The 23268-nt window shown below is 69.2% G+C and carries 17 protein-coding genes; 10 read left to right on the top strand and 7 right to left on the bottom strand.

Annotated elements, in window-relative coordinates; translation table 11 throughout:
* Positions 1-164: 164 nt before the first annotated feature.
* Both KJ554_02390 and lepB read left to right on the top strand, forming a co-directional pair.
* Positions 165-1376: a hypothetical protein gene (locus KJ554_02390; GenBank protein ID MBU0741185.1), complete on the top strand. Its 1212-nt coding sequence runs from the start codon at positions 165-167 to the stop codon at positions 1374-1376.
* Between the two features lie 15 nt (positions 1377-1391).
* Entirely contained in the window at positions 1392-2078 is a 687-nt protein-coding gene (gene lepB, locus KJ554_02385) for a signal peptidase I (protein MBU0741184.1), read from the top strand.
* A gap of 182 nt (positions 2079-2260) precedes the next feature.
* Here the strand turns inward: lepB and KJ554_02380 are convergent, their stop codons facing one another.
* From KJ554_02380 to KJ554_02370, 3 genes are all read right to left on the bottom strand, one after another.
* Positions 2261-3784 carry an aromatic amino acid ammonia-lyase gene (locus tag KJ554_02380; protein MBU0741183.1) on the bottom strand — a complete coding sequence of 508 codons (1524 nt, stop codon included), beginning with the start codon at positions 3782-3784 and terminating at the stop codon, positions 2261-2263.
* A gap of 105 nt (positions 3785-3889) precedes the next feature.
* Positions 3890-5551: an amidase gene (locus KJ554_02375; protein ID MBU0741182.1), complete on the bottom strand. Its 1662-nt coding sequence runs from the start codon at positions 5549-5551 to the stop codon at positions 3890-3892.
* Positions 5552-5711: 160 nt separating this feature from the next.
* Positions 5712-8186, bottom strand: a complete 2475-nt coding sequence (locus KJ554_02370) for a DUF2330 domain-containing protein (GenBank protein ID MBU0741181.1) — start codon at positions 8184-8186, stop codon at positions 5712-5714.
* A gap of 305 nt (positions 8187-8491) precedes the next feature.
* On the opposite strand from KJ554_02370, the gene KJ554_02365 reads away from it, so the two are divergent.
* Together KJ554_02365 and KJ554_02360 are read left to right on the top strand one after the other, a co-directional pair.
* Positions 8492-9091, top strand: a complete 600-nt coding sequence (locus KJ554_02365) for a sigma-70 family RNA polymerase sigma factor (GenBank protein ID MBU0741180.1) — start codon at positions 8492-8494, stop codon at positions 9089-9091.
* 6 nt (positions 9092-9097) lie between these two features.
* Complete coding sequence (locus KJ554_02360) at positions 9098-9343, top strand: hypothetical protein (GenBank protein ID MBU0741179.1); 246 nt, start codon at positions 9098-9100, stop codon at positions 9341-9343.
* A 54-nt stretch (positions 9344-9397) separates the two neighbouring features.
* Here KJ554_02360 and KJ554_02355 read toward each other — a convergent pair whose 3' ends face one another.
* Positions 9398-10489, bottom strand: coding sequence for a DUF4097 domain-containing protein (locus KJ554_02355; GenBank protein MBU0741178.1), 1092 nt, complete (start codon positions 10487-10489; stop codon positions 9398-9400).
* Between the two features lie 177 nt (positions 10490-10666).
* Between KJ554_02355 and KJ554_02350 the strand changes: the two genes are divergently transcribed.
* The 4 genes from KJ554_02350 to KJ554_02335 are packed head-to-tail and all read left to right on the top strand — an operon-like array spanning position 10667 to position 16477.
* Positions 10667-11911 (top strand): hypothetical protein, encoded by a 1245-nt coding sequence (locus KJ554_02350; GenBank protein MBU0741177.1) that lies wholly within the window; start codon positions 10667-10669, stop codon positions 11909-11911.
* 13 nt (positions 11912-11924) lie between these two features.
* Positions 11925-13892, top strand: coding sequence for a S9 family peptidase (locus KJ554_02345; GenBank protein MBU0741176.1), 1968 nt, complete (start codon positions 11925-11927; stop codon positions 13890-13892).
* 3 nt (positions 13893-13895) lie between these two features.
* On the top strand, positions 13896-14360 hold the full coding sequence (locus KJ554_02340; protein MBU0741175.1) for a (2Fe-2S)-binding protein: 465 nt from the start codon (positions 13896-13898) through the stop codon (positions 14358-14360).
* Positions 14357-16477, top strand: a complete 2121-nt coding sequence (locus tag KJ554_02335) for a molybdopterin-dependent oxidoreductase (protein ID MBU0741174.1) — start codon at positions 14357-14359, stop codon at positions 16475-16477. Before KJ554_02340 ends, KJ554_02335 begins: the two co-directional genes overlap by 4 nt.
* Here KJ554_02335 and KJ554_02330 read toward each other — a convergent pair.
* The gene (locus KJ554_02330) at positions 16474-17454 is read right to left on the bottom strand and encodes an isoaspartyl peptidase/L-asparaginase (GenBank protein ID MBU0741173.1); all 981 of its coding nucleotides are present in this window, start codon (positions 17452-17454) and stop codon (positions 16474-16476) included. The two genes, KJ554_02335 and KJ554_02330, sit on opposite strands and share 4 nt — an antisense overlap.
* A 41-nt stretch (positions 17455-17495) precedes the next feature.
* Positions 17496-18968, bottom strand: coding sequence for a hypothetical protein (locus tag KJ554_02325; protein MBU0741172.1), 1473 nt, complete (start codon positions 18966-18968; stop codon positions 17496-17498).
* A 143-nt stretch (positions 18969-19111) separates the two neighbouring features.
* On the opposite strand from KJ554_02325, the gene KJ554_02320 reads away from it, so the two are divergent.
* A complete protein-coding gene (locus KJ554_02320) occupies positions 19112-20212 on the top strand; it encodes a carbohydrate-binding family 9-like protein (protein MBU0741171.1) in 1101 nt (366 codons plus the stop codon).
* Positions 20209-22116 carry a sodium:solute symporter gene (locus KJ554_02315; protein ID MBU0741170.1) on the top strand — a complete coding sequence of 636 codons (1908 nt, stop codon included), beginning with the start codon at positions 20209-20211 and terminating at the stop codon, positions 22114-22116. The genes KJ554_02320 and KJ554_02315 overlap by 4 nt, the downstream gene beginning before the upstream one ends.
* 105 nt (positions 22117-22221) lie before the next feature.
* Here the strand turns inward: KJ554_02315 and KJ554_02310 are convergent, their stop codons facing one another.
* Entirely contained in the window at positions 22222-23265 is a 1044-nt protein-coding gene (locus KJ554_02310; protein MBU0741169.1) for a glutathione synthase, read from the bottom strand.
* Between the last annotated feature and the right edge of the window lie 3 nt (positions 23266-23268).

Here is a 23268-nt window from a genome sequence, read left to right as displayed (position 1 = left end):
GGGCGTTCGCCCGCGAGGCCCCGGTCCGGTCGGATCGGGGCCTCGCGCATGTTCTCGGACGCCAGGGAACCACTTTCCGCACAAAAACGTATACCTTCGGTGTCCGACAATTCCGACCTGGCATCGAGGACCCGGATTTCACCCCCGAGCGAAGGACCTTTCCCATGAGATTCCTGGGCCTGCTGCCCGCAGCGTGCGTCGTGGCCTCCGTCGCCGCCGCCGCACCCGGCGAGGCGCCCCGCATCCGCAACGCGGCCACCGCGCCCGGCGGCGTCGAGACCTGGAACCTCGCCGAGACCTGGCGCGCCGGCGGCGAGGACGACGACATCTTCTTCGGCGTCATCACCGACGCCAAGCTCGACGGCGAAGGCAACGTCATGCTGCTGGACATGCAACTCTCCCGGATCTACGTCTACGATTCGGACGGCGAGCGCCTGCGCGCCATCGGCCGCGACGGCGACGGCCCCGGCGAGTTCAGACAGGCCAGCGACCTGGTCTCCCTGCCCCGGGACCGGATCGGCGTCGTGGCCGGCTTCCCCGGCAAGATCATCGCGCTCGAGCAGGACGGCACTCCCGCCCCCTCGATATCGCCCGGCGAAGCCACCGAGGGCGGCTTCAGCATCGTCTTCGGCGCCGAATGCGCGGGCGACCGTCTCGTGCTCTGCGGGGCCAAGCTGGCCCGCTCCGACGCCGGCATGAACGAGACGCGCTACCTGTCGATCTGCGACCTGGACGGCCGGGAGACGCGGCTCCTGCTGAGCAAGGAGAAGAACCGCGACTTCAACCGCCCCGTCTACAACGAGGCCCAGGAGTACTTCGTGATGCGCCGCTGGACCATAGGACCGGACGGACGGATCTACGCCGCCCCCGAGCGCGACACCTACGCCGTCTACGTCTACTCCCCCGCCGGCGAACTGGAGCGCATCATCGAACGCGAGTACACCCCCCGCGAGCGCACCCAGGACGAGAAGGACGAAGTGGGATCCGAACTGGTCATCATGACCCCGAACGGCCGCCTGCAGATGGAGCGCGAGGTCCTGGACCACGAGCCTTGCGTCTTCAGCATGTTCGTCGACCGGGACGGCCTGCTCTGGGTGGCCGACGGCCACAGCGGCAAGCACGACGGCGTGTTCAGGCGCTACGACGTCTTCGACCCCGACGGCCGCTTCGTCAAGCAGGTCGATCTCGTCGCCGACGGCGACGCGGACGAGGACGGCCTGCTGGCCCTCGGCGACGGCCGCTTCGTGCTGGTGCGCGGCCTGACGGCCGCCTCGGACGCCATGACCGCCGGTTTCGACGAGGCCGACGACGACGACACGGCAGACCTGGAGGAGGACGACCCCCTCGAGGTGATCCTGCTCCGGCGCGGGGCCTGAAAGCAGAGGTGAATCATGCGGTTCGGCACGAGATTGGCCGGCTGGTGGCGCGGATGGTGGCCGACCCTGGCGGTGGTGCTGACAGTGCTGACGTTCCGTTCGGCCGTCGCCGACTGGTACGACGTGCCGACCGGGTCGATGCAGCCGACCATCTACGAGGGCGAGCGCATCTTCTGCAACAAGCTCGCCTACGGGATCAAGGTGCCTTTCAGCGACTGGGAGCTGGCGCGCTGGGACGATCCGGCGCGGGGCGAGATCATCGTCCTGGATTCCCCTCACGACGGCACGCGCCTGGTCAAGCGGATCGTCGCCGAAGCCGGCGACGTGGTCGCCATGCGCGGCGGCGTGCTGCTGATCAACGGTGAACCGGCCACCTACGAGCCGGGCGCCCCCCCGGCCTGGCCTCTGCCGCCCGAGTTCGCAGGCGAACACCTCTACCTGACGGAAACGGTGGCGGACATGTCGCACGAGGTGATGATGTCGCTCGAGCAGCCCATCGCCCGGGACTTCGGCCCCGTGACCGTACCCGCAGGACACGTCTTCGTCTCCGGCGACAACCGCGACCACAGCTTCGATTCGCGTTTCTTCGGCTTCGTGCCGGTCGAGAATGTCACCGGACACGTCACCGCGATCCTCGCGTCGGTGGACCGCGACCGCCACTGGCGCCCGCGCTGGGGGCGCTTCTTAACGGCCCTGCACTGACGTGCGGGGCGGCCCGGAACGAACTCCGGGCAACTCACCCGGCCGGACGGCGAGCGGACCGCGGACGCTCGCCCCCACATCCGGCCGGCCCAATCGCGGTCGTTCCGTTCCCCCGGCGGCCGCAAATGCGGAGGCCGCCCCCTTGAAGGGCGGCCTCTGGTGTTTCGGCGCGCGGCACGGCCTCAACCCAGACTACCCACCGCCGTTTCCACCGCCTCGAGGATGTCCCACGAACCCACCAGCGCCTTCATGGCGGTGTGATCCGTGTGCAGGGGACGGTCCACGTCCAGGAACGCGACACGCTTGCGCACCTCGTCGCGGGCCACGGTCACGCCCCGTCCCTTATCGAAGTCGCGGAAGTCGAGGGCCTGGGCGGCGGCCATGAACTCGATGCCCAGGATGCCGCAGGCGTTGTCGATGATCTGGGCGTTCTTGATGGCGGTGTTCATGCCCATGGATACGAAGTCCTCCTGGTCGGCGGCGGCGGGGATCGACTGGATCGACGCCGGGGCCGAGAGGATCCGCTGCTCCACGATCAGCGAGTCGGCCGTGTACTGGCTCAACATCATGCCGCTGAACATGCCAGCGCCCTTGGTCAGGAACGCCGGCAGGCCCACGCTCAGGGCGGGGTGCAGCAGACGGTTCAGGCGCCGCTCGCTGAGCACGCAGACCATGGTCAACGCCACGCCCACCATGTCCATGGGCAGCGAGACCGGCGAGCCCTGGAAGTTGGCGCCGGTCAGCGCCACCCCGTCCTCGGGCAGGAAGATGGGATTGTCGCCCACGCCGTTCAGCTCGGTCTCCACCTGCTCGCGCGCCCAGCGCACCGCGTCGTGGGCCGCGCCTATGACCTGCGGGCTGGAACGCATGGAATAGGCGTCCTGCACCTTGGTCTTCATCTTGCCGGTCTGCAGATCGCTGCCCTCGATGCACTTGCGGATGGCGGCGGCGCTCCTGATCGCGCCGGCGAAACCTCTTTTTTCGTGGATCTTCGCGGTGTAGGGCTTGAGGTTGGCGAGCAGGGACTCTAGGGTCATGGCGCAGGCGATCTCCGCCTGCTTGAGCAGGCGGTCGGTGTCATACAGGTGCAGGGCGCTCATGGCCGTCAGCAGGTTGCTGCCGTTGATGACCGCCAGGCCGTCGCGCGCCCGCAGCCCGGGCACGGGGATCCCCGCGCGCGCCAGCGCCTCCTGGCCGGGCAACAGTTCGCCCCGGTGGTAGGCCTTGCCCTCGCCCATCATCAGCAGGGCGACCTGGCTCATGGGCGCGAGGTCGCCGCAGGCGCCCACCGACCCCTTCTGGCAGACGTAGGGGGTGACGCCCTTGTTGAGCATCTCGATCAGGGTGAGCGTGATCTCCGGACGACAGCCCGAGTTGCCGTGGGCGTGGACGTTGGTCCGGCCGGCCATGGCCGCGCGCACGTACTCCAGGGGCGCGGGATCGCCGATGCCGGCGGCGTGGTTGTAGATGAGGTACTTCTGGAATTCCTCGACCTGATCGTCGTCCAGGATCACCTCGCAGAGCTCGCCGATGCCGGTGTTGACGCCGTACATGGTCTCGCGGGCCTCGATCTTCTCCTCGAGCATGGCGCGGCAGACCTTGATGCGCGCGAGGGCGTCGGGGTGCAGCTCCACCCGCTCCCCGTGGCGCGCGATTCTCTCCAGCTTGTCGATGGTCAGGCCGGTGCCGTTCAGGACGACCGTCATCTCGTTCCCTTTCTACAGAAACCGTGGCGTGGAAGTATCGACGTCGGTGACGCCGGTCCGCACCCCGCAAACGTCAAGTACGGCCCCGCGGGAGTCAAGGCCGGGCTAGCGCGGAACGTACCGCGGCGGGTGCGCGCGCGTCCACCCCGCCGCGTCCTGCCAGGCCTTGGCCACCGCCAGCATCGTCGCCTCGTCGAAGAGCCCTCCCGTGAAGCAGAACGAATGGGGCTGGTTCTCCGCCAGGAAGCCGTCGGGCACGACGACGCAGGGATGCCCGGTCAGGTTGGTTATCAGCAGGCCCTGGCCCTCGAACGACGGCCCCACGTAGAGGTCGATCCCGTCGAAGAGATCGTCCATCTCCTCGATCAGCAGCGAGCGCAGGCGGTTGGCCTGGACATACTCCACCGCGGGGATGAAGCGCGCCGCGCGGAAGACGTTGGACCAGGCGTGGCGCACCTGGCGCACCAGCTCGTCGTCGCGGCCGCTCAGGGTCAGCTCCTCGAAGGCGGCCGCGGCCTCGGTGCTCAGGATGATCGACAGGGGCAGGGCGTCGCGCCCGGGGAGCGCGACGGGGATCAGCTCGGCGCCCAGCTCGCGCAGGACGTCCAGCGCGGCCAGGTCCAGGTCGCGGCCTTCGTACTCCCCCGCGAAATCGTCGGCAAGGTAGCCGATGCGCAGACTAGCGAGATCGATGTCCGGGTCGTAGGGGAACGGCGCATCGATCAGCGTCGGGTCGCGGCCGTCGACGCCGCGGATCACGTCGAAGACCAGGGCGCAGTCCTCCACGCAGCGGGCCATGGGTCCGATCTTGTCCATGGACCAGCTCAGGGCCATGGCGCCGGCGCGGCTCACGCGCCCGAAGGTGGGGCGCAGGCCGGTGACGCCGCAGCGGGTCGAGGGCGAGACGATGCTGCCCCAGGTCTCGGTCCCGATGGCGAAGGGCACCAGTCCCGCCGAGACGGCCGCGCCCGGTCCCGCCGACGAGCCGCTGCTGCCCTGTTCGAGGTTCCAGGGGTTGCGCGTGGTGCCGCCGTACCAGACGTCGCCCCAGGCCAGGGCGCCCAGGGCGAGCTTGGCGACCAGCACCGCGCCGGCATCCTCCAACCTGCGCACCACGGTCGCCGTGTCGTCGATCACCTGGTCGCGGTAGGGAGCGGCGCCCCAGGTGGTCCGCGTGCCGCCGACGGCCAGCAGGTCCTTCACGCCGTAGGGCACGCCGTGCAGCGGCCCGCGCCAGCGACCGGCGGCTAGCTCGGCGTCGGCGCGGCGGGCCTGGGCGCGGGCGATCTCAGGCGTCAGCGAGACGACGCATTCCAGTTCGGGGCCGTACCGCTGGAGCCGCGACAGGCACATTTCCGTCAGCTCCAGGGAGGTGACGCGTCGCGCCCGCAGCAGGGCCGACAGCTCGCCGACGGTGGCGAAGGCCAGCTCTTCCAGATCGTCGGGGCGCACGGCCGGGCCCGGCCCGCTCCACCGCGGAGGGCGGTCGGACATATCGAGTGCGAAACCGAGGGGGCGCGGGTCGAAGATCAGCGCGGGAGCCACCTGGTTGGCCGGCGAGTCCGCGCGCAGCTCGCGATAGGCGTCGCGCTGCTCGGCCAGGTCGGCCAGCATCAGCTCGGCCTCACTGTCGGTCATCGTCAGGCCCAGCACGGCCTCGGCGCCCTCGAGGTCCTCGCGCAGCACCACGGTCCCCTCGCGGATCTCCTCGCCGCAGCCGCCCATCAGCAGCATGGCCGACACGAGGCACAGGGTCGTCGTCTTCATGGGTTCTCCTCGGCGGGATCGGGCGTGGATCATGATTCCCGAAGCAGGGAGGCGGAGCCGCCGGCGCGCGGGTGAATCCACCCGGTCCAAACCGGGACAGCCATGCCCCGATGGAATCGGGCAAGCGGTCGGGGCTCCGCGCGGCGTCGCCGACGCTCTTCTACTGCGCCGCGAGGAGCGACAGGGTCTTCAGGGCCTGTTCGATCTTCCAGTCGATCCGTTTCTGCATCAACGCCACACCGACCAGGGGACGCAGCTCCCGCAGCGATTCGACGTAACGGGCCGTGGGGCTTTCCCACCAGCTCAGCGGATCGAGGGCCCAGAAGGTCCGGAGCAGGGGATCCAGGCTCTCGTCCTCGACCAGGGCGGGGACCTCGTCCCAAGCGTGCTCGACGATGAAGCCCGTGATCCGCTTGACCCGATAGCGCAGATCCGGCGACGCGCCGAGCGGCCAGTCGTACGGCGGCGGGGGCATGCTGCCCAGGACCGAGACCAGCGACGGCGCCGCGACGTTGCGATTCCAGACGGTGCGGATGTACTCGAGCACGGCGGGGGCGCCCGCCGGATCGCCGGTCAGGCCGAGGGCCAGCGCCAGCTCGCCTTTCATGTCGACGTCGTCCCAGCTCACGTCGCGCCAGCAAGCGAGCAGTTCCGCCACGCGGCCATGCGTGCCCAGGGCATAGGCCGCCGCGACGGCATCCACGTTGTAGGTCACCGTGTCGCTCGCCGCGTGGGATCCCCTGAATACCATCCTCATGAACCTGGGCTGCGCGAGAGCGTGATCCCAGATCTCGTTCAGCAGGTCGACGTCCCGGTCGTCCAGCGTTTCCACCTTGGACAGCAAGACGGCCCGCCGGCCATCCGCCGGGGAACCCAGCTCGGGATCGTGGGCAACCCGGCGCAGCAGCGAATCCCTCACGGCGGGCCTGCCCGCAAGATGCTCCTGCACGGCCCGCAGCGGCGCACCCCGGGCGCCGTATCTGGAGTGGAGGATCGCGACGCCCAGCACCATGTCCGCGGGGTAATTGCCGATCGTACTTCCCCGGCGGCCGGGATCACCCGCGTCCGGCGCGCCGAGGCCTAACGCGGCCCGCTTCATGCTGCCCGACAACTCGGCCTGCGCCGTCTCGTCGCCGCAGGCCGCGGCGGCCAGCAGGGCGCAGACGCCGGGGTCGGGGTCCATGGGATCGTAGTCATCCCACGCCGACGGCGTGTACCGGTCCTTCACGATGCCACCGAGGACTGGTGTCGCGTCGGGACCGCCGTGGGCGATCAGCCAATCCCGCGACCATGCGATCATCGCCTTTTCTTCCTCGCAATCGACGAGATGCGTCCTGGCGCCCGACAGGATCTCCAGGCAGATCTCCGTGGCGGTCTGAGGTGCGATCTCCCTCAGCGTGTCCAACGCCTCCAGGGCGCACCTGGGATTGTCCCCCTGCGCCCACCGGGTCACCTCGATCTCCGCCTCGCCGGCACCGATCCGCCCCAGGGCCCACAGGGCGGAAACGACATCCTGATCGGGGTAATAGCCGATCTCCCAATAGAATTGAAGGGCATCCTCCTGGTCGATCAGATTCGCATTGGACCGCCACATCATCTCCATCAAGGGAGCCACGGCATCCCGGGACGGACGGACACCCAGGTAGGTCGCCGCCTGGATGCGCCGGGCGAGATCATCCGACGCCAGCTCTTCGATCGCCGGATAGGAGCCGAAGACGAGGTCCATCATCTGATCCGGCGCGAAGGTGGCCCTCAGCCTGGTGAGAGCCGCGCCGTCGCGTTCGGTGAAGTATCGCGTGGCGGTCTCGGTCATGTAGCTGGTAGTGTCGCGGAGGACGTTCGTCCCCTCGTAATGCGCCAGATAGTCTGGAATCATGAACCTGTCGGCATCCATCCGCCCGAAGACGCCGACCTCCCAGTCGACAGCCTCGGTGTTGCTACACACCAGGGCGTCCTCGGCCACGACGTAGAGCAGGACCTCGGCTTGACGCTGCATGATCGAGCTGATCTGCAGGGGGTAGACGGGCTCGTCGCAGGCGAAACGGAACATCACGGGCTGGATCGTGCCGTCAGCCAGGCTCTCCACCAGGGGCGCGCCCTCGCTCACGGCGGTCGGGGAGATGCGCATGGCGGCGAAGACCCAGTCCCTGTCGAGATAGCTATCGATGACCGGGGTCGCGTGGGCCGGGATGCGAAAACCTTGCTCGGCGAGCCAGGCGACGAGCCCTCCGCCGGCGCCGCCCTCCAGGACGGCGATGTCGTAGATGCCGACCGTCCTTCTGTCCAGCACGTTGACGTCGTCACCGGACTCGGCGCTCCGGGCGAAGTCGAACCGGGACGACCGGCCCATGTCCGCCAGCCGCGTGGCCTGCCTGAGCATCTCGAAGGTCTCGAGCTCCACCACCCGCACCTCCGGTGCGGACGGCAGGGGCACCAGCCAGGCGAAGTCCTCGACAGCCCCCTCGCACTGCACGGCCAGGACCAGCTCCTCGACACCCTCAGCGAAGACGATCAGCGCCTTTTGCCGGGGCTCGCGGATGTCCACGTCCTCGCTGCGCCAGACGAAGCAGCCATCGGCGTAGGCGGCCGAAGTCAAGAGGATGAACGACAACGAGCAGAACACGATCCGGCGCATGACGCGACCTCCAGCCATGACGAAAGTGAACAACAAGGATACGGGGTATCGGAGCGAGGCACAACATAGTTTGCCAGAGGAGAACGGGCTCCTGGTCGGGGGCGCGTTTCACGACGGGGAGTTCTGCACCGGACGCCGAGCGGGCCGTGCCCGGCGTTCGTCGCATCCATAGTCCTCTCCCCTCTCCTCTTTCCAGGTCCGGCTTCGTCGTGTATCGTGGGTCCCTGTTGCAGCGCGCCTTCCCTCGACGCCGGCATGGGCGGCGGCGGCGCGCCCGGTTGCTGGATACTCCACAAGGGGGTGAGATGTCCCGACCACCAGGACCGGCAGCCTTCGACGATCCGGGCTTCGCGGCCAGGATCCGCGCGCGCGACGGCGAGGCGATCCGGGCCGTGGTGCACGCCTATCTCCCGCACATCCTGCGCGCCGCCCGCGGCGCCGGCCTGAACCGGGAGCGGGCGGAGGACGTCGCGCAGGAGACCTTCAAGACCTTCATCGAGAGCGCGGGGCGTTTCGAGGGGCGCTCGCACGTGCGCACCTGGGTGTTCGGCATCTTCTACCGGAAGGTGTCGGAGATGCGGCGCGCGGCGCAGAAGGAGGAGCGGGGCGAGGACATCGACGAGGTCGTCGAGAGCCGTTTCGACACGCGCGGCATGTGGGCCCGTCCACCGCTGGCAGCGGACCGCGACACCTACGACAGCGAGATCTCACGTTACATCGAGGGCTGCATGGAGCCCCTGCCCGAAAATCAGCGCCTGGCCTTCGTCCTGAAGGAGGTCGAGGGCATGAACAGCGAAGAAATCTGTAAGACCCTGGACGTCACGCGCACCAATCTGGGAGTGCTGCTCTACCGGGCACGCAACGCTTTGCGGGAATGTCTCGAGCGCCTCCAACCGAGCTGGTGACCGAACGTGTTGAATTGCAAACAGGTAACCCATATCGTCGCCACGGGAGAGATCGAGGAGCTCTCGTGGCCGCGGCGCCTCGAGATGAGGTTCCACCTCATGATGTGCAAGCACTGCCGCGAATACACGACGCAGATCCTCGCCCTCGGCCGCGGCGCGCGCCGCCTGTTCGGCTTCGCCGACGACCCCGTGATCCTCGAACGCCTCGAGAACGAGATCATGGCCCACGGCGGCCGCGATCACCCGCGATGAAGCCGGCCCCGACCGTGATGACCGGTTGGTGACCGGCACAACGACGCCGCCCTCTCACTTCATGCTGATACGGATGCCGCCGCTGCCGGTGTCGAGGATCACGCGCGCGTCGCCGTCGCCGATGGTGAAGCGCAGCTCGTCGCGCTTCTTGCGGCCGGTCTCCACGCCGGGCAGGTCCACGGTGATGCCGCCGCTGCCCGTGTCGGCCGTCACCTCGGCCGACGCGCCCCGCGGCAGGACCAGGTCGATGCCGCCGCTGCCGGTGTCGACGATGAACTTGCCGCGGCCCATGCGCAGCAGCTGGAGCTTGACCCTGCCGCTGCCGGTGTCGATGTGGGCGGCGTCGGTCTTGACGCGCGCCGCCGTAACGCCGCCGCTGCCCGTATCGATGTGCAGCTTGCCGCACTCGACGTCCTCGACGTGCACGGAGCCGCTGCCCGTATCGGCGTGGATGCGGTCGCCGCGGCAGCGGGCGATGGTCACGCCGCCGCTGCCGGTGTCGGCGTCGACGTTGCCCTCGATGTCCGAAAAATCGACGCTGCCGCTGCCCGTATCGCCGAGCACTGAGCCGCGGATCCGCCTGGCGGACACCGGCCCGCTGTTGATGTCCAGCACCAGGTCGCCGGCGACCCCCTCGGCCTCTATCTCGCCCACGCCGAGGCGCACGTCGGCCGCGCGGTCGCGCGGCACGCGGACCGTCACGTCGGCCCAGACCTCGAGGCCCTTGCCGCGGCCGGCCACGGTGATCTTGTCGCCCTTGAACCCCCTGACGACCTTGCCGAACCAGCTGCTCGCGGCGTCGCCGTCGTTGTCGAAGGTGATGGTGGACTTGCCGCGGCCGAGCGGCGGATAGACGTAGCGGCGCTCCCGGCCGACCGGGAAGACCACGCGCACCAACGCTTCGCGCCCCTCGTCGACCTCTATCTCGATGTGTTCGCGCGAGGCGTCGTCGCCCCGCACGCGGACTTCCACCGCGAAGCGGTCGCCGTCGGCGGGTTCGAGGACGATCCTGCCGATCAGGTTGACGACCCGCAACTCGTGCGCGTTCAGGTCGTACCTCTCGGTGAACTCGCCGGCGGCCGCGGCCGCGGCCAGGAGCGTCAAGATCGACGATGCGACCAGCGCACGACCTGTGCAGAAATTCATGATCTCGCCTCTCGTCATCGGATACGGAGTGGGTTCGCGCTGAACATGGAGCATACGCATCCACGGTCCCGGGGGTTGCGCGGGCGTGTTCAATTGACATCTCCCCGCCGAGGAGCAACCATCGCGACGGAGCACCGTACTACGACACCGCAACCATTCCCATACAAGGAGACGAGCATGAGCAAGCGATCTTCACTGTTGTGCGCAATCCTCTGTGCGCTCGCCGCGCCCCCGTCGCTCGCGGCCGAAGAGGCCACGATCGACGGCGTGGTCCACGTGCGCAACGGCGCCGAACCGCGGGACGGCGTGGAATCCCTGCAGCTGGAGGAGCTCTGGCGCGTCGGCGGCGCGGACGACGAGGAGAACATCTTCGGCCTGATCACGCGCGTGGTGGCGGACGACGAGGGCAACGTCTACCTGCTGGACACGCAGCTCTCGCAGGTCTCCGTCTTCACGCCCGACGGCGAGTTCTCGCATACGTTGAGCCGCGAGGGGGAGGGACCGGGCGAGGTGCGCATCCCCATCGACATGCTCCTGATGCCCGACGGCACCCTGGGCCTGGTGCAGGCCTTCCCGGGCCAGATCATCTGCGTGGATCTCGAGGACAATCCCGCCGAGACCTTCGTGCCGGGCGGCGACGACCCTACCCTGGGCGGCTTCCTTTCCCTGAGCGACGTGCAGAGCGCCGGCGGGCACCTGGTGCTCGGCGGCGTCTACAGCACCATCAACCAGACGGAGGGATACCAGATCCGCGACCACTTCATCCGCAGCTACAACGCGGACGGCACCCTGAACCTGTCCTTCCTCAACGACCCCAAGAAGTACGAGTTCGCGCACCTGAACATCGTCGAGGCCGAGCAGTACTTCCCCCAGTTCCGCAAGTGGATCCTGGCCGAGGACGGCCGGGTCTTCGTCGCGGCGTACCGCGAGCAGTACCGGATCGACGTCTACGACGACGCCGGCACCCTGGTGCGCGTGATCGAGCGGGAGTACGAGCCCTGGCAGCGCACCGATGACGAGAAGGCGCTGGTCGACGGCATCCTCGAGGCCCAGCTCAGCCGCGTCCCCTTCCCCGTGGAGCGTTCCGTCTCGGAGCTCGACGAGGACATCAACAGCCTGATGCTCGACAAGGACGGCAATCTCTGGGTCCTGAGCAGCCGGGGCTTCCGCGATCCCCCCGAGGGCATGGTCGTGATGTACGACGTCTTCGACCAGGACGGCGTCTTCGTCAAGCAGGTGCAGCTGCCCATCGAGGGCGACGGCGTCAAGGACGGCATCATGTTCGCTGGCGCGGACAGGTTGGTGCTGGTCAAGGGATTCATGGACGGGTTAGTCTCCCTGCAGGCGCCGGGAGCGGGCCCGTTGCTCTCCGGGGACGAGGAGCCCGCGCCCATGGAGGTCATCTGCTACGCGATAAAATGACGGAAGGCGCGACATGAGCCGACGTTCTCTCCCAGTGTTCCTGCTGATCGTACTGGCCGCGGCGGGCTTTCGTCCCGCCGCGGCCTTGCTTCCCGGGGATCTCGCCGCCATCTCGCGGGCCGGGCTGGTCGATCTATCCCCCGACGGCGACCGGCTGCTCTACAGCCTGACGACGCCGGACCCCGCGGGCGGTCCCCCACGCACGGACATCCATCTGCGCGAGATGGCCACCGGCGAAGACCGCGTGCTCTTCCGCGCCGAGGAGAAGATCGACGGCGCCGTGTACGCCCCCGACGGCGGGCGCCTCGCCTGCCTGCAGCACGGCGCCGACGGCGTTTCCCTGCTGGTGGTGTCGGGCGCGCAGCGGCGCGTGGTCTGTACGCACCCCGCGCTGGGCGGCGCGCTGCAGTGGTCGCCGGACGGCACACACGTGGCCTGGCTCAGCGACGCACCCGTGGGCGTGTATCGCGGCAACGACGGGGTGATCGTCGCGGACGATCTGGGCTACCGGCACCTGAACCGCGGCTACCGCGAGGGCCGGCTGTCCCAGCTCCACGTCTGCGAGTTGGCGACCGGGTCCGTGCGACGCGTCGTGGACGCGCCCCTCGACCTGCACGCCTTCTCCTGGTCGCCCGCCGGGCGCGAGCTCGTCTTCGCGGCCAAGCGCCGGGCGGACATGGGCCGCAACCTGAACCAGGACCTGTTCGTTGTCGGGCGCGACGGCGGCGAGCCGCGCGCGCTCACCACGAATCCCGCGGCGGACACGTCCCCCATCTGGCTGCCCGACGGGCGCATCGCCTACCTGCGCACCGACGAGCCCCTGTACGAAGTCGACGAGGCCGTCATCGCGATCATCGATCCCGCCCTCGGCGACACGCGCATCCTCGACCGCAAGGCCGTGGGCTTTTCCGAGTTCATCTGGCAATTCTGGCACGCGGACGGACAGTTCTACTTCGCGGCCTTCAACCGCGGCTGCATCGACATCTTCGCCGCCGGCCGCGCGCAGCCGCTGACCCGCACCGCACACGACTTCTGGCAGGTGGATTTCGGCGGCGGGCGCATGGTCCTCGGCGGACAGGACATGCTCACGCCGAGCGCCGTCTACGAGGTGTCGCTGCTCGGCACCGGGACCGGCCGTCTCGAGAAGATCATCGATCCCAACGCCGCCTGGTACGGCGACGTCAAGCTCTTCGAACCCCACCCCTTCGCCACCCTGGTGGAGGGACGCACCATCAACGGCTGGTACTTCCTGCCCGAAGGCTGGCGGCGGGGCGATCGGGCGCCGACGGTGCTGAGCATCCACGGCGGGCCCGAATGGATGTACGGCGGCTGGTGGCAGCACGACTTCCACATCCTGGCCGAGGCCGGCTACGCGGTGCTGATCGCCAACCCCACCGGCAGCAGCGGCTACGGCGCCGAGTTCCGGCGCGCCGTGCGGGGCGACTGGCAGGGCGCCCCGGCCCGGGACCTGCTGGGCTGCGTGGACTGGGCCGTGGCCGGCGGCTGGGCCGATCCCCAGCGGCTGGCCGTGACCGGCGGCAGCTACGGCGGCTACATGGCCGCCTGGCTGACCACGCAGACGGACCGCTTCAAGGCGGCGAGCATGGACCGGATGCTCAGCGACCTGGCCTCCTTCTGGGGCACCACCGACGAGAAGTGGCCCCCCGAATGGTCCTGCGGCGGGCGGCCCTGGGAAGAGCAGGCGCGCGACTATTACCGCGACGCTTCACCCCTGCACCACGCCGGCTCCGTGACCACGCCGACGCTGATCAGCCACGGCCTGCGCGACTACCGCTGCCTCGTCGGCCAGGCGGAGAGCTGGTTCTCGGCGCTGCAGGCCCGGGGCGTGCCCTCGCGCCTGCTGCGCTTCGCCGAGGAGGGCCACGGCGTGCGCCGCACCGACAACCAGATCCTGCTCGCGCGGGAAACGCTGGAATGGTTCGACCGATACGTCCGTTCCGCCACCACGACCGAGGAGTGAGAGATGGCGACATACGCGCTCAGGGTGAACGGACGCGTCCACACGGTGGACGTGGAACCGGACACGCCCCTGCTGTGGGTCCTGCGCGACGAGCTCGGCCTGCACGGCGTCAAGTACGGCTGCGGCATCGCCGAATGCGGCGCCTGCACCGTGCTGCTGGGCAACGAGGCCGTGCGTTCGTGCGCCTTGACGCCGGCCGACGTCGGCGACGCCGAGGTGACGACGATCGAGGGGCTCTCCCCCGACGGCAGCCACCCGGTACAGCAGGCCTGGATCGAGCGGGAGGTCCCGCAATGCGGCTTCTGCCAGCCGGGACACATCCTGCAGGCCGTGTCACTGCTGCGTGCGGCGCCCGAGCCCACCGACGAGGATATCGACCGGTCGATGTCGGACATGATCTGCCGCTGCGGCACCTACCAGCGCATCCGCGCAGCCGTGCACCTGGCGGCGGAGAGGAGCAAGCCATGAACGGACCGGTGAACCTGAGCCGACGCCGCTTCCTGCGCGATACCTCCCTGGCCACGGGCGCGCTGGTCCTCGGCGCCGCGGTGCCGTGGCGCGGCGTCATCGCCGCGGGCGGGGATGCGCTGGAACCGAACGTGCTCGTGGCCGTGGGAGCGGACGGCCGCGTGACCATGCAGTTCACCTGGAACGAGCTCGGGCAGGGGGCGATGACCTCGCTGGCCATGGTGGTGGCGGAGGAGCTCTGCGTGGCCACCGACGCGGTCGACGTGGAGGTGCCGATCTGGGAGAGCAAGTACGGCAATAACGTCACCGGCGGCAGCAGCAGCATGCGCGAGAGCTGGCTGCCCCTGCGCCGGGCGGCCGCCGCCGCGCGGGAGATGCTCGTCACCGCCGGTGCGGCCCGATTGGGCGCCGCACCCGCCGACTGCCGCGCCACGGAAGGCGCGGTGGTGCAGGCGGCCACCGGTCGCCGTCTGGCCTACGGGGAACTGGTCGCCGAGGCCTCGCAGCTGCCCGTCCCCGCGGAGCCGGCGCTCAAGGACGAGGCGCAGTACAGCATCGTCGGTCGCGAGGCTCCCCGACGCGACGTTCCCGACAAGGTCACGGGCCGGGCCGTGTTCGGCTCCGACCTGGCCCGCCCCGGTCTGCTCAGGGCCGCCTTCGCCCGTTGTCCCTGGTCCGGCGGCGAGGTGGGCGAGGTGGACGACGCCCCCGCGCTCGCCGTGCCCGGCGTGCGGCGGATCGTCCGCCTGGAGGATCGCGTGGCCGTGGTGGCCGAGAACACCTGGAGCGCCTTGCGCGGGCGCGACGCGCTGCGCGTCGACTGGCGGGGCGGGGACGATCCCGAGCTCGACGAGGCGATCTTCTGGCAACGCCTGGAGGAACGGGCGGAACAGCCCGGCTTCGTCACGCGCGACGACGGCGACGTCGAGGCGGGCCTCGCCACCGCGGCCCGGGTGATGCGCGCCGAGTACCGGCTGCCCATGGTCGCGCACGCCGTCATGGAGCCATCGAGCTGCGTGGTCCACGCCCACGACGGCGTCTGCGACGTGGAAGGCCCCACCCAGGCGCCGGTCTGGGTGGCGCGCGACGTCTCCCGCGCCCTCGGCCTGCCCTTCGCCAACGTGCGCATGAAGTCCACCTACGCGGGCAGCGCCTTCGGGCGCCGCCTGATGACCGACTACATCGTCGAGGGCGCGCGCGTCTCGCGGGAGATCGGCGCGCCGGTGCAGGTGGTCTGGTCGCGCGAGGACGAGATGCGCCACGAGTTCTACCGTCCCGCGAGCATCCACCGCCAGGCGGCCGGCCTCGACGCGGACGGGCGCCTTATCGCCTGGTCGCACAAGATCGTCACGCCGTCGATCGTGGAGCAGCACTACCCGGGCGCGACCCGGGGCGGCGCCGACGAGGGCGCCCTGCGCGGCGTGGCCGACACGCAGTACAGACCGGAGAACTTCCGCGCCGCGCACGTGCCCGTGCCCGGCACGGTGCCGCTGGGCTGGCTGCGCTCGGTCTACGACTGCCAGAACGCGTTGGCCAACGAGTGCTTCCTGGACGAGTTGGCGGCCGCCGCCGGCCGCGACCCGGTGGAGTTCCGGTTGGACGTCCTGCCCGCCGACTCCCGCCTGCGCCGCGTCGTCACAGAGACGGCCGCGCGGTCGGGCTGGCCGCGCCCGTCACGTTCGGGACGCGCGCTGGGCTTCGCCTGCCACGCCTGCTTCGGCAGCTTCGCGGCGCAGGTGGCCGAGGTCTCGGTGGACGGCGGCCTGCTGCGGGTGCACCGGGTGGTCAGCGTCATCGACTGCGGCACGGCGGTCAATCCGAACGCGGTGCGCGCCCAGATGGAGGGGGGCGTGGCCATGGGACTGAGCATCGCCCTGCGCGAGCGCATCACGCTCGACCGCGGCCGCATCGCCCAGGGCAACTTCGACGACTACGAACCGCTGCGCATGCACGAGATGCCGGTCGTGGAAACCCACATCCTCGACAGCGACGGCGAGATGGGGGGCGTGGGCGAGCCGGTCATGCCGCCGACGGCGCCGGCAGTGTGCAACGCCGTCTTCGCCGCCACGGGACTTCGCATTCGCGAGCTGCCCATCGGCGAGCAGCTGCGAAGCTAGAAAAAGCTCGGTGCGACGACCGTCCGGCCCCCGTCCGCGCCGCGCACCGCGAAGCTGAACCCCGCCTGCAGCGCGCAACCGCCTACGCGCCCGTCGCGGGTCATCGCGATGTACCCCACCTGGATGTCGGCGGCGTCGGGATTCGTGTCGGCGATCCTCTGCAGGGCATCGCGGCAGGCCTCGGGCGGCCCCATCCCACGCCGCATGTTCTCCACCACCAGGAACGAGCCGCAGGTCTTGATGACGGCCTCGCCCAGGCCCGTGGCGCAGGCCGCGCCGATCCGGTCGTCCACGTACAGCGCGGCGCCGATGATGGGCGAGTCGCCGACGCGCCCCCGCATCTTCCACTTCAGGCCGCTGGTGGTGCAGGCGCCCGACAGGTCGCCGCGCGCGTCGATTGCGAGCATGCCGATGGTGTCGTGGGATTCGGCGTTGATCCGCGGTCGGTGAGTCCCGTCCTCGTCCAGCCACTTGCGCCAGGCGGCCTCAGCCTCGGGCGTCAGCAGGTCCTGCCGCGGGAAACCCTCGTCCAGGGCGAAACGTCGCGCCCCCTCCCCGACCAGCATCACGTGGGGCGTGCGCTCCATGACCGCGCGGGCCACCGCCGCCGCGTGGACCACGTCGCGCAGGCCGGCCACCGCGCCGGCGTCGCCGCGGTGGTCCATGACGCTGGCGTCGAGAGTCACGTTGCCGTCGCGGTCGGGATAGCCGCCCAGGCCGACGTAATGGTTCGCGGGATCGGCCTCGGCCACGGCCACGCCGGCGATCACGGCGTCGAGGGCCGGCGCACCGTCCAGGAGCTTCGTCCAGGCGGCCTCGTTGGCCACGGCGCCGAACTCCCAGGTGGAGACCACGAGCGGTCCGTCGGCGGGCGGCCGCTCCACGCCGGACGGATCCGGTTCGAGGCCCAGGGCCGCGGTACCGAGAACGGCGGAACCCGCGGCGGCCGTCTTGAGAAAATCGCGTCGAGAGATCATGTGGACCTTCCGGCTCGGGACGTTTCGCGGGCCTTCACGATTCAGGGACGCGGTTCGATGCGATAGACGGCCGTGTTGTCCCCGTCGCGATGCGGATACTTGAACACCTTGACCAGGGTCACCTCGGAGCGGAGATCCGCCGGCAGCGGAGACTCCAGCAGGTCGAGCAGCCCCGGACGAAAATGCAGGGCGATATAGACGTTGACGACCAGATAGTCCGCTCCCTTTTCCCTGCAATAGGCGACGACATCACCGGCCTTCATGTCGGCTGGGACCCTGAGATGGCGACAGCCTGCCCAGAAGCTCGCGTACGGTTTGTACGCGGCGATCTGCGTGTCGGGACCGACGTGCATGCGTAGCATGAGCCCGGCGTCCCGCAAGCCCGCGTATTCTTCATGCACGCGACCGATCTCCGGGATGTCGTCCAGGCTGGCGACGAGCACGCCCGTCGCGGCCAGGGCGGCGAGCGCGGCCGCGCCGAGGCTCCGGCGGCGGGCGAAGAGGCGGCTCAGCAACCACCGCCCCCCCAGCACGGCGCCCAGCAGGACGAAAGGCACCATCGGGAGCCAGAAACGGGGCACCATGGCGATGCTGAACAGCGGGGGCAAGAGACCCGGGACGAGGTAGAGCAACCAGCGCCCGGGGCGCGTCACGGCGCCGGTCAGGGCCAACGCGACGAGCGGCAGGCCCAGCAGACGGACGAGGTTGAACAGATGGAGCCGCAGGTTGTCGAGGATCATCGACTGGTATGCCGCGCCCGGATGCTCGCGCAGCGTCCTGTCCAGGACGACGGCCTTGCTGGACAGGCTCCACCGTCCCGTCTCCGCGTGGATGAACAGGACATACGGCAGCGACAGGACGGCGAAGCCCAGCAGCAGGCGCCAGGGAACGCGGCGCTCCTCGACGAGATGCAGGACCGCGAGACCGGCGGCGATCAACAGCGCCTCGGGCCGGATCAGGTAGGCGTAGCCGAGCAGCAGCCCGGTCGCGAGCGACGCCCCCCTGTGGTCAAGCAACCAGCAGACCGCGATGACGCAGGCGTAGGTCACGTCGGACATGTCGCCCGTGGAGGCCATGATGAGCCGGGGCAGGAAAAGGGCCACGGCGGCCCCCGCGGTCGCGATCCAGCGGCCGGCCTCGGGACGCAGGACACTCCAGACCAATCCCCCGAACGCGGTCCCCAGGACGACGTTGACGAGCTGGGCCGCGCGCAGGGGGGCGATCGGATCGTCCACCCCGAGCAGAAACAGCGGGCCCGTGAACAGCAGGGGCCAGCCCGGGGGAAAGGTGCTGAAGATCAGCTCGCCCCCGGTCAGCAAACGGCGGGCCTGGTCCATGTAGAACACGCCGTCCACGCTGGGAAACCGGTTCCCCAGGGCCAGGACGGCGCGCAGGGCCAGCGCGGACAGCACGAGCGGGATCAGCAGGGCCTGGCCGGCGAAGTCGCCGCGGCGGCTGCCGTGTGCCGGTGGTTTCGATGGACGGCACTTGTCTGCTCTGCGCTTCGCTGTCAACGGCGGGCGAACTCCCGGTCGGCATGTCGGGTGAGGAACGGATCGCTGTCGTTCCGGTTTGTTCCTTGGTGACGGATCCTATCACAGATATCATGCCCGAGACACCCAGTCCTGCCGGAGCACTCCGGACGGAAAGGATCGACATGCGTCTCGCCGCCCCGTTGCTCGCCCTAGTCCTCGTCATCTGCACGACCGGCCTCGCCGCCGCCGCTCCCCTGCCGCGCCCGCAGATCGCCTTCGCGCCGCGCGGCTACCTCTGCCTGCGCACCAACCTCGAGGTGCGCATCGACGGCGTGATGGACGAGCTGGCCTGGAACGACCGCTGGTCGGAACCGTTCGTGGACATCCAGGGCGATCTGTGTCCCGCCCCACACCTGGGTACACGCTTCCGCATGCTGTGGGACGACGAGGCGCTGTACATCGGCGCCGAGCTGCAGGAGCCCCACGTCTGGGCCACGCTCGTCGAGCACGACGCGATCATCTACCACGACAACGACTTCGAGGTCTTCATCGACCCCGACGGCGACACCCACGACTACTTCGAGCTGGAGATCAACGCCCTGAACACCGTCTGGGACCTCTTCCTGGAGCGGCCCTACCGCGACGGCGGCCCGGCGGTGCACGCTTGGGACATCGCCGGCCTGTGCACGGCCGTCGCGGTCCGGGGCACCCTGAACCGTCCCGGCGACCTGGATGCCGGTTGGACCGTGGAGATCGCCATTCCCTGGGCCGCGCTGGCCGAGCGGGCCGGCGTCCCGTGTCCCCCGAGGGACGGCGACCGCTGGCGCCTGAACTTCTCGCGGGTGCAGTGGGCGGTCGAGGCCGGACCCGACGGCTACCGCAAGCTGGACCTGCCCGAGGACAACTGGGTGTGGTCGCCCCAGGGTCTGATCGACATGCACTATCCCGAAATGTGGGGCATCATGGAGTTCGAGGACCTGAGCATCGCCGCGGACTCCGAACGCGTGGTGCCCGACCGCGTCGAACGCGCCGGCTGGGCGCTGCGGCAGGTCTACTACGCCCAGCGCGACCATCACGCCGCAAAGGGTGCGTTCACGCCCTTCCGCCTGAAGCTGGATCTGGACCGCGTCGCGCTGGATACGAGCTGGTTCGCGTGGCCGCCGCACATATCCGCCGCGGCCGATTCGTTCTCGGCCACGACACGCGTGACCGGCCGCGGCGCCCTCGCGATCGACCAGACCGGCAGGCTGTGGTGGACCGACGACGCGGAGCGTCCCCGATGACCATGACCCTCCTCGACTGGTGCTTCGTCGTCGCCGCCCTGGCGGTGATGCTCTCCGGCCTGTGGTTCAGCCGCGGCACCATGCGCGGCGTGGCCGACTTCCTGGCCGCAGGACGCACGGCCGGGCGCTACGTGCTGACGGTCTCGACGGGCCTGGCCGGCCTGGGTGCCATCACCATCGTCGCCAACCTCGAGATGAACTACGTGGCGGGCTTCTCCATGTCGTGGTGGGGCCTGACCATGAGTGTGGTGGTGATGGTGATCGCGGTGTCGGGCTGGGTGGTGTACCGCTTCCGCGAGACGCGCTGCCTGACCCTGGCCGAGTTCTTCGAGCGGCGCTACTCGCGCCGCTTCCGCATCTTCGCGGGGCTGCTGGCCTGGATCAGCGGCATCATCAACTTCGGCATCTTCCCGTCGGTGGGCGCGCGCTTCTTCATCCACTACTGCGGCCTGCCCGACACGGTGTTCGGCCTGCCCACCTACGCTGTGACGATGGCGCTGCTGGTCGGCCTGTCGCTCTTCTTCGTCTACGTGGGCGGCCAGGTGGTGGTGATCATCACCAACTTCCTCCAGGGTCTTTTCGTGAACGCGGTCTTTCTGTGGCTGGTGCTGTATCTGATGACGCAGGTGTCGTGGGACCAGATCTACGCGTCGCTGGGCGCGGCGCCCCAGGACGCCAGCCTCATCAACCCCTTCAAGACCGGCCACGTGGAGGATTTCAACTTCTGGTTCTTCCTGATCGGCGTGGCGATCGTGGTCTACGGACCGCTCTCGTGGCAGGGCACCCAGGGCTACAACGCCTCGGCCCGCGACGCCCACGAGGCCAAGATGGGCTCGGCCCTGAGCATGTGGCGCGGCTTCCCCCAGAACCTGGCGCTGATGTTCGTGCCGATCGTCGCCTACACGGTGATGCACAATGTCGACTTCGCCGGGCTGCGCGCCGCGGTCGAGACCGGGCTGGCCGGCGCCGAGACCGACGCCATCGCCAGCCAGCTGCGCATCCCCCTGGTGCTGGTGCGACTGCTGCCGCCGGGCCTGCTGGGCGCCTTCGCCGCCGTGATGCTCATGGCCTTCGTCTCCACCCACCAGGCGTACCTGCACTCGTGGGGCAGCATCTTCATCCAGGACGTGGTGATGCCCTTCCGCCGGACGCCCCTGTCGCCGCGGCTGCACCTGCGGCTGCTGCGCCTGTCCATCGCGGGCGTGGCGGCGTTCATCCTCCTGTTCTCGCTGCTTTTCACCCAGACCGACTACATCTTCATGTTCTTCGCCATCACTGGCGCGATCTTCACCGGCGGCGCGGGCGCGGTGATCATCGGCGGACTCTATTGGCGGCGCGGGACGGCGGCGGGCGCCTGGGCGGCGCTGGTCATCGGTTCTGGCATCGCCGTGTCGGGCATCGTGCTGCAGCAGGTCACCGACGACTTCCCGATCAACGGGCAGGTGATGACGGCCATCAGCATGGGCGGGGCGTTCCTGGCCTACGTGGTCGGTTCGCTGCTGAGCCGGCAGGAGCCGCCAGACCTGGACCGGCTGCTGCACCGCGGCAAGTGGCAGGTGCGGGACGACCACGAGCGCGAGTTGCCCGCGCCCGCCCGCGGCTGGCGCATGCTCGGCATGGGCAAGGAGTTTTCCCGCGGCGACCGCACGATCTACCTGGCGACCTACGTCTGGACCCTGGGCTGGTTCGCCTTCTTCGTGATCGGCACGGTCCACAACCTGGCCAACCCGGTCGACGACGCGTGGTGGGAGGGCTTCTGGAGAGTCTACGTGATGATCCAGGCCGGCCTGGCGGTGTTCGTCACCGTGTGGATGGGCATCGGCGGGATCCGCGACGTGCGCGACATGCTGCGGCGGCTGAGGATGATGGGGCGAGATGATGTGGATGATGGGTTCGTGAGGTAGGACTCACCAGGACCCCGAGGCAGCCGGCGTGTCCCGGTGTCTACCGGACAGGGGAGCGAGTCATCCGGCTACGCAAGATGTCTGACCTGCGCATGCCGGCGCCGCTCAGAGTGTCGACATCTCATCGTTGTCGAAGTTGCGCCCGTAGAACTCCATGTAGTCGACCTTGCGCTGCAGCGCCTCGATGACGTAACGACAGAAGTTCACCTTCGTGAACTTCTGCGCGCTGCCGAGACCGCCCGGGCTGAAGACGTTGATCTCCATCAGCTTGTCGCCGACGACATCGAGGCCGGTCAGGAACATCCCGTCCTGGACCAGCTTCGGGCGCACGATCTCGGCGATGCGCAGGACCTCGTCGGTGATCGTGGCCGCCGCCAGCTTGCCGCCGGCGTGGATGTTCGAGCGCATGTCGCCGCCGGTTCGCACCCGTCTGAAGGCCGCATACTTCCCCTTCACCCTGAACGGCCGGCCGTTCATCATGAACAGGCGGACGTCGCCCTTCGCCGCCGCCGGCAGGTACTCCTGGGCGATCACGAAGCCGTCCCGGCTGACGGCATCGATCATCTGGTTGAGGTTCGGTATGTCGTCCGGCCGCACCAGGAAAACGCTGGCGCCCCCGGACCCCTGCAGCGGCTTGAGAACGATCGTCCCCATCTCCTTGGCGAACGCCTTGATCTCGCTGTTGTCCCGTGTGATCAGCGTGCGCGGCCGGACCTCCTCCGGGAAGAGCTGCAGATACATCTTCGACCCCGCCTTGGACAGGCCGTTGGGATCGTTGACCACGATGACGCCGCGCCGCATGGCGAGACGGCCGAATTCGGTCGCGACGGTGGCCGCCCACGACCGGCTGATGATATCGTCCGACGGCACGTTGCGCAGCATCAGGACGTCGAGATCATCGACGGTGATGCGCTCGTTGAGACCCTTGCCGCCGTGGAGATCCTTGAAGAAACTGGTATGCGTGCCGTACTTTTTCCCGGGAAAGGTGCGGACCCGGGCCCGGACGCATTCGTCGGAATCGTAGGCGAGATCGCCGACCCCGAAGTAGAACACCTCGTGACCCAGGTTGACCGCCTCGCAGGCGAGACGCACGGTCGTGAATCCGACCTTTTCGGTATTCACGTCGTTGACCAGGAACCCGATTTTCATATC

Source organism: bacterium (genome assembly GCA_018814885.1).
GTDB lineage: Bacteria > Krumholzibacteriota > Krumholzibacteriia > LZORAL124-64-63 > LZORAL124-64-63 > JAHIYU01.
Note: the sequence above shows the minus strand (reverse complement) of the source record. Positions and strands in the feature narration are given on the sequence as shown.

Coding starts and splice junctions, on each gene's coding strand:
- lepB (MBU0741184.1), top strand. CDS start 1,392: ATGCGGTTCGGCACGAGATTGGCCGGCTGGTGGCGCGGATGGTGGCCG.
- KJ554_02390 (MBU0741185.1), top strand. CDS start 165: ATGAGATTCCTGGGCCTGCTGCCCGCAGCGTGCGTCGTGGCCTCCGTC.
- KJ554_02330 (MBU0741173.1), bottom strand. CDS start 17,454: ATGATCTCTCGACGCGATTTTCTCAAGACGGCCGCCGCGGGTTCCGCC.
- KJ554_02335 (MBU0741174.1), top strand. CDS start 14,357: ATGAACGGACCGGTGAACCTGAGCCGACGCCGCTTCCTGCGCGATACC.
- KJ554_02370 (MBU0741181.1), bottom strand. CDS start 8,186: ATGCGCCGGATCGTGTTCTGCTCGTTGTCGTTCATCCTCTTGACTTCG.
- KJ554_02345 (MBU0741176.1), top strand. CDS start 11,925: ATGAGCCGACGTTCTCTCCCAGTGTTCCTGCTGATCGTACTGGCCGCG.
- KJ554_02340 (MBU0741175.1), top strand. CDS start 13,896: ATGGCGACATACGCGCTCAGGGTGAACGGACGCGTCCACACGGTGGAC.
- KJ554_02315 (MBU0741170.1), top strand. CDS start 20,209: ATGACCATGACCCTCCTCGACTGGTGCTTCGTCGTCGCCGCCCTGGCG.
- KJ554_02365 (MBU0741180.1), top strand. CDS start 8,492: ATGTCCCGACCACCAGGACCGGCAGCCTTCGACGATCCGGGCTTCGCG.
- KJ554_02350 (MBU0741177.1), top strand. CDS start 10,667: ATGAGCAAGCGATCTTCACTGTTGTGCGCAATCCTCTGTGCGCTCGCC.
- KJ554_02375 (MBU0741182.1), bottom strand. CDS start 5,551: ATGAAGACGACGACCCTGTGCCTCGTGTCGGCCATGCTGCTGATGGGC.
- KJ554_02380 (MBU0741183.1), bottom strand. CDS start 3,784: ATGACGGTCGTCCTGAACGGCACCGGCCTGACCATCGACAAGCTGGAG.
- KJ554_02355 (MBU0741178.1), bottom strand. CDS start 10,489: ATGAATTTCTGCACAGGTCGTGCGCTGGTCGCATCGTCGATCTTGACG.
- KJ554_02320 (MBU0741171.1), top strand. CDS start 19,112: ATGCGTCTCGCCGCCCCGTTGCTCGCCCTAGTCCTCGTCATCTGCACG.
- KJ554_02310 (MBU0741169.1), bottom strand. CDS start 23,265: ATGAAAATCGGGTTCCTGGTCAACGACGTGAATACCGAAAAGGTCGGA.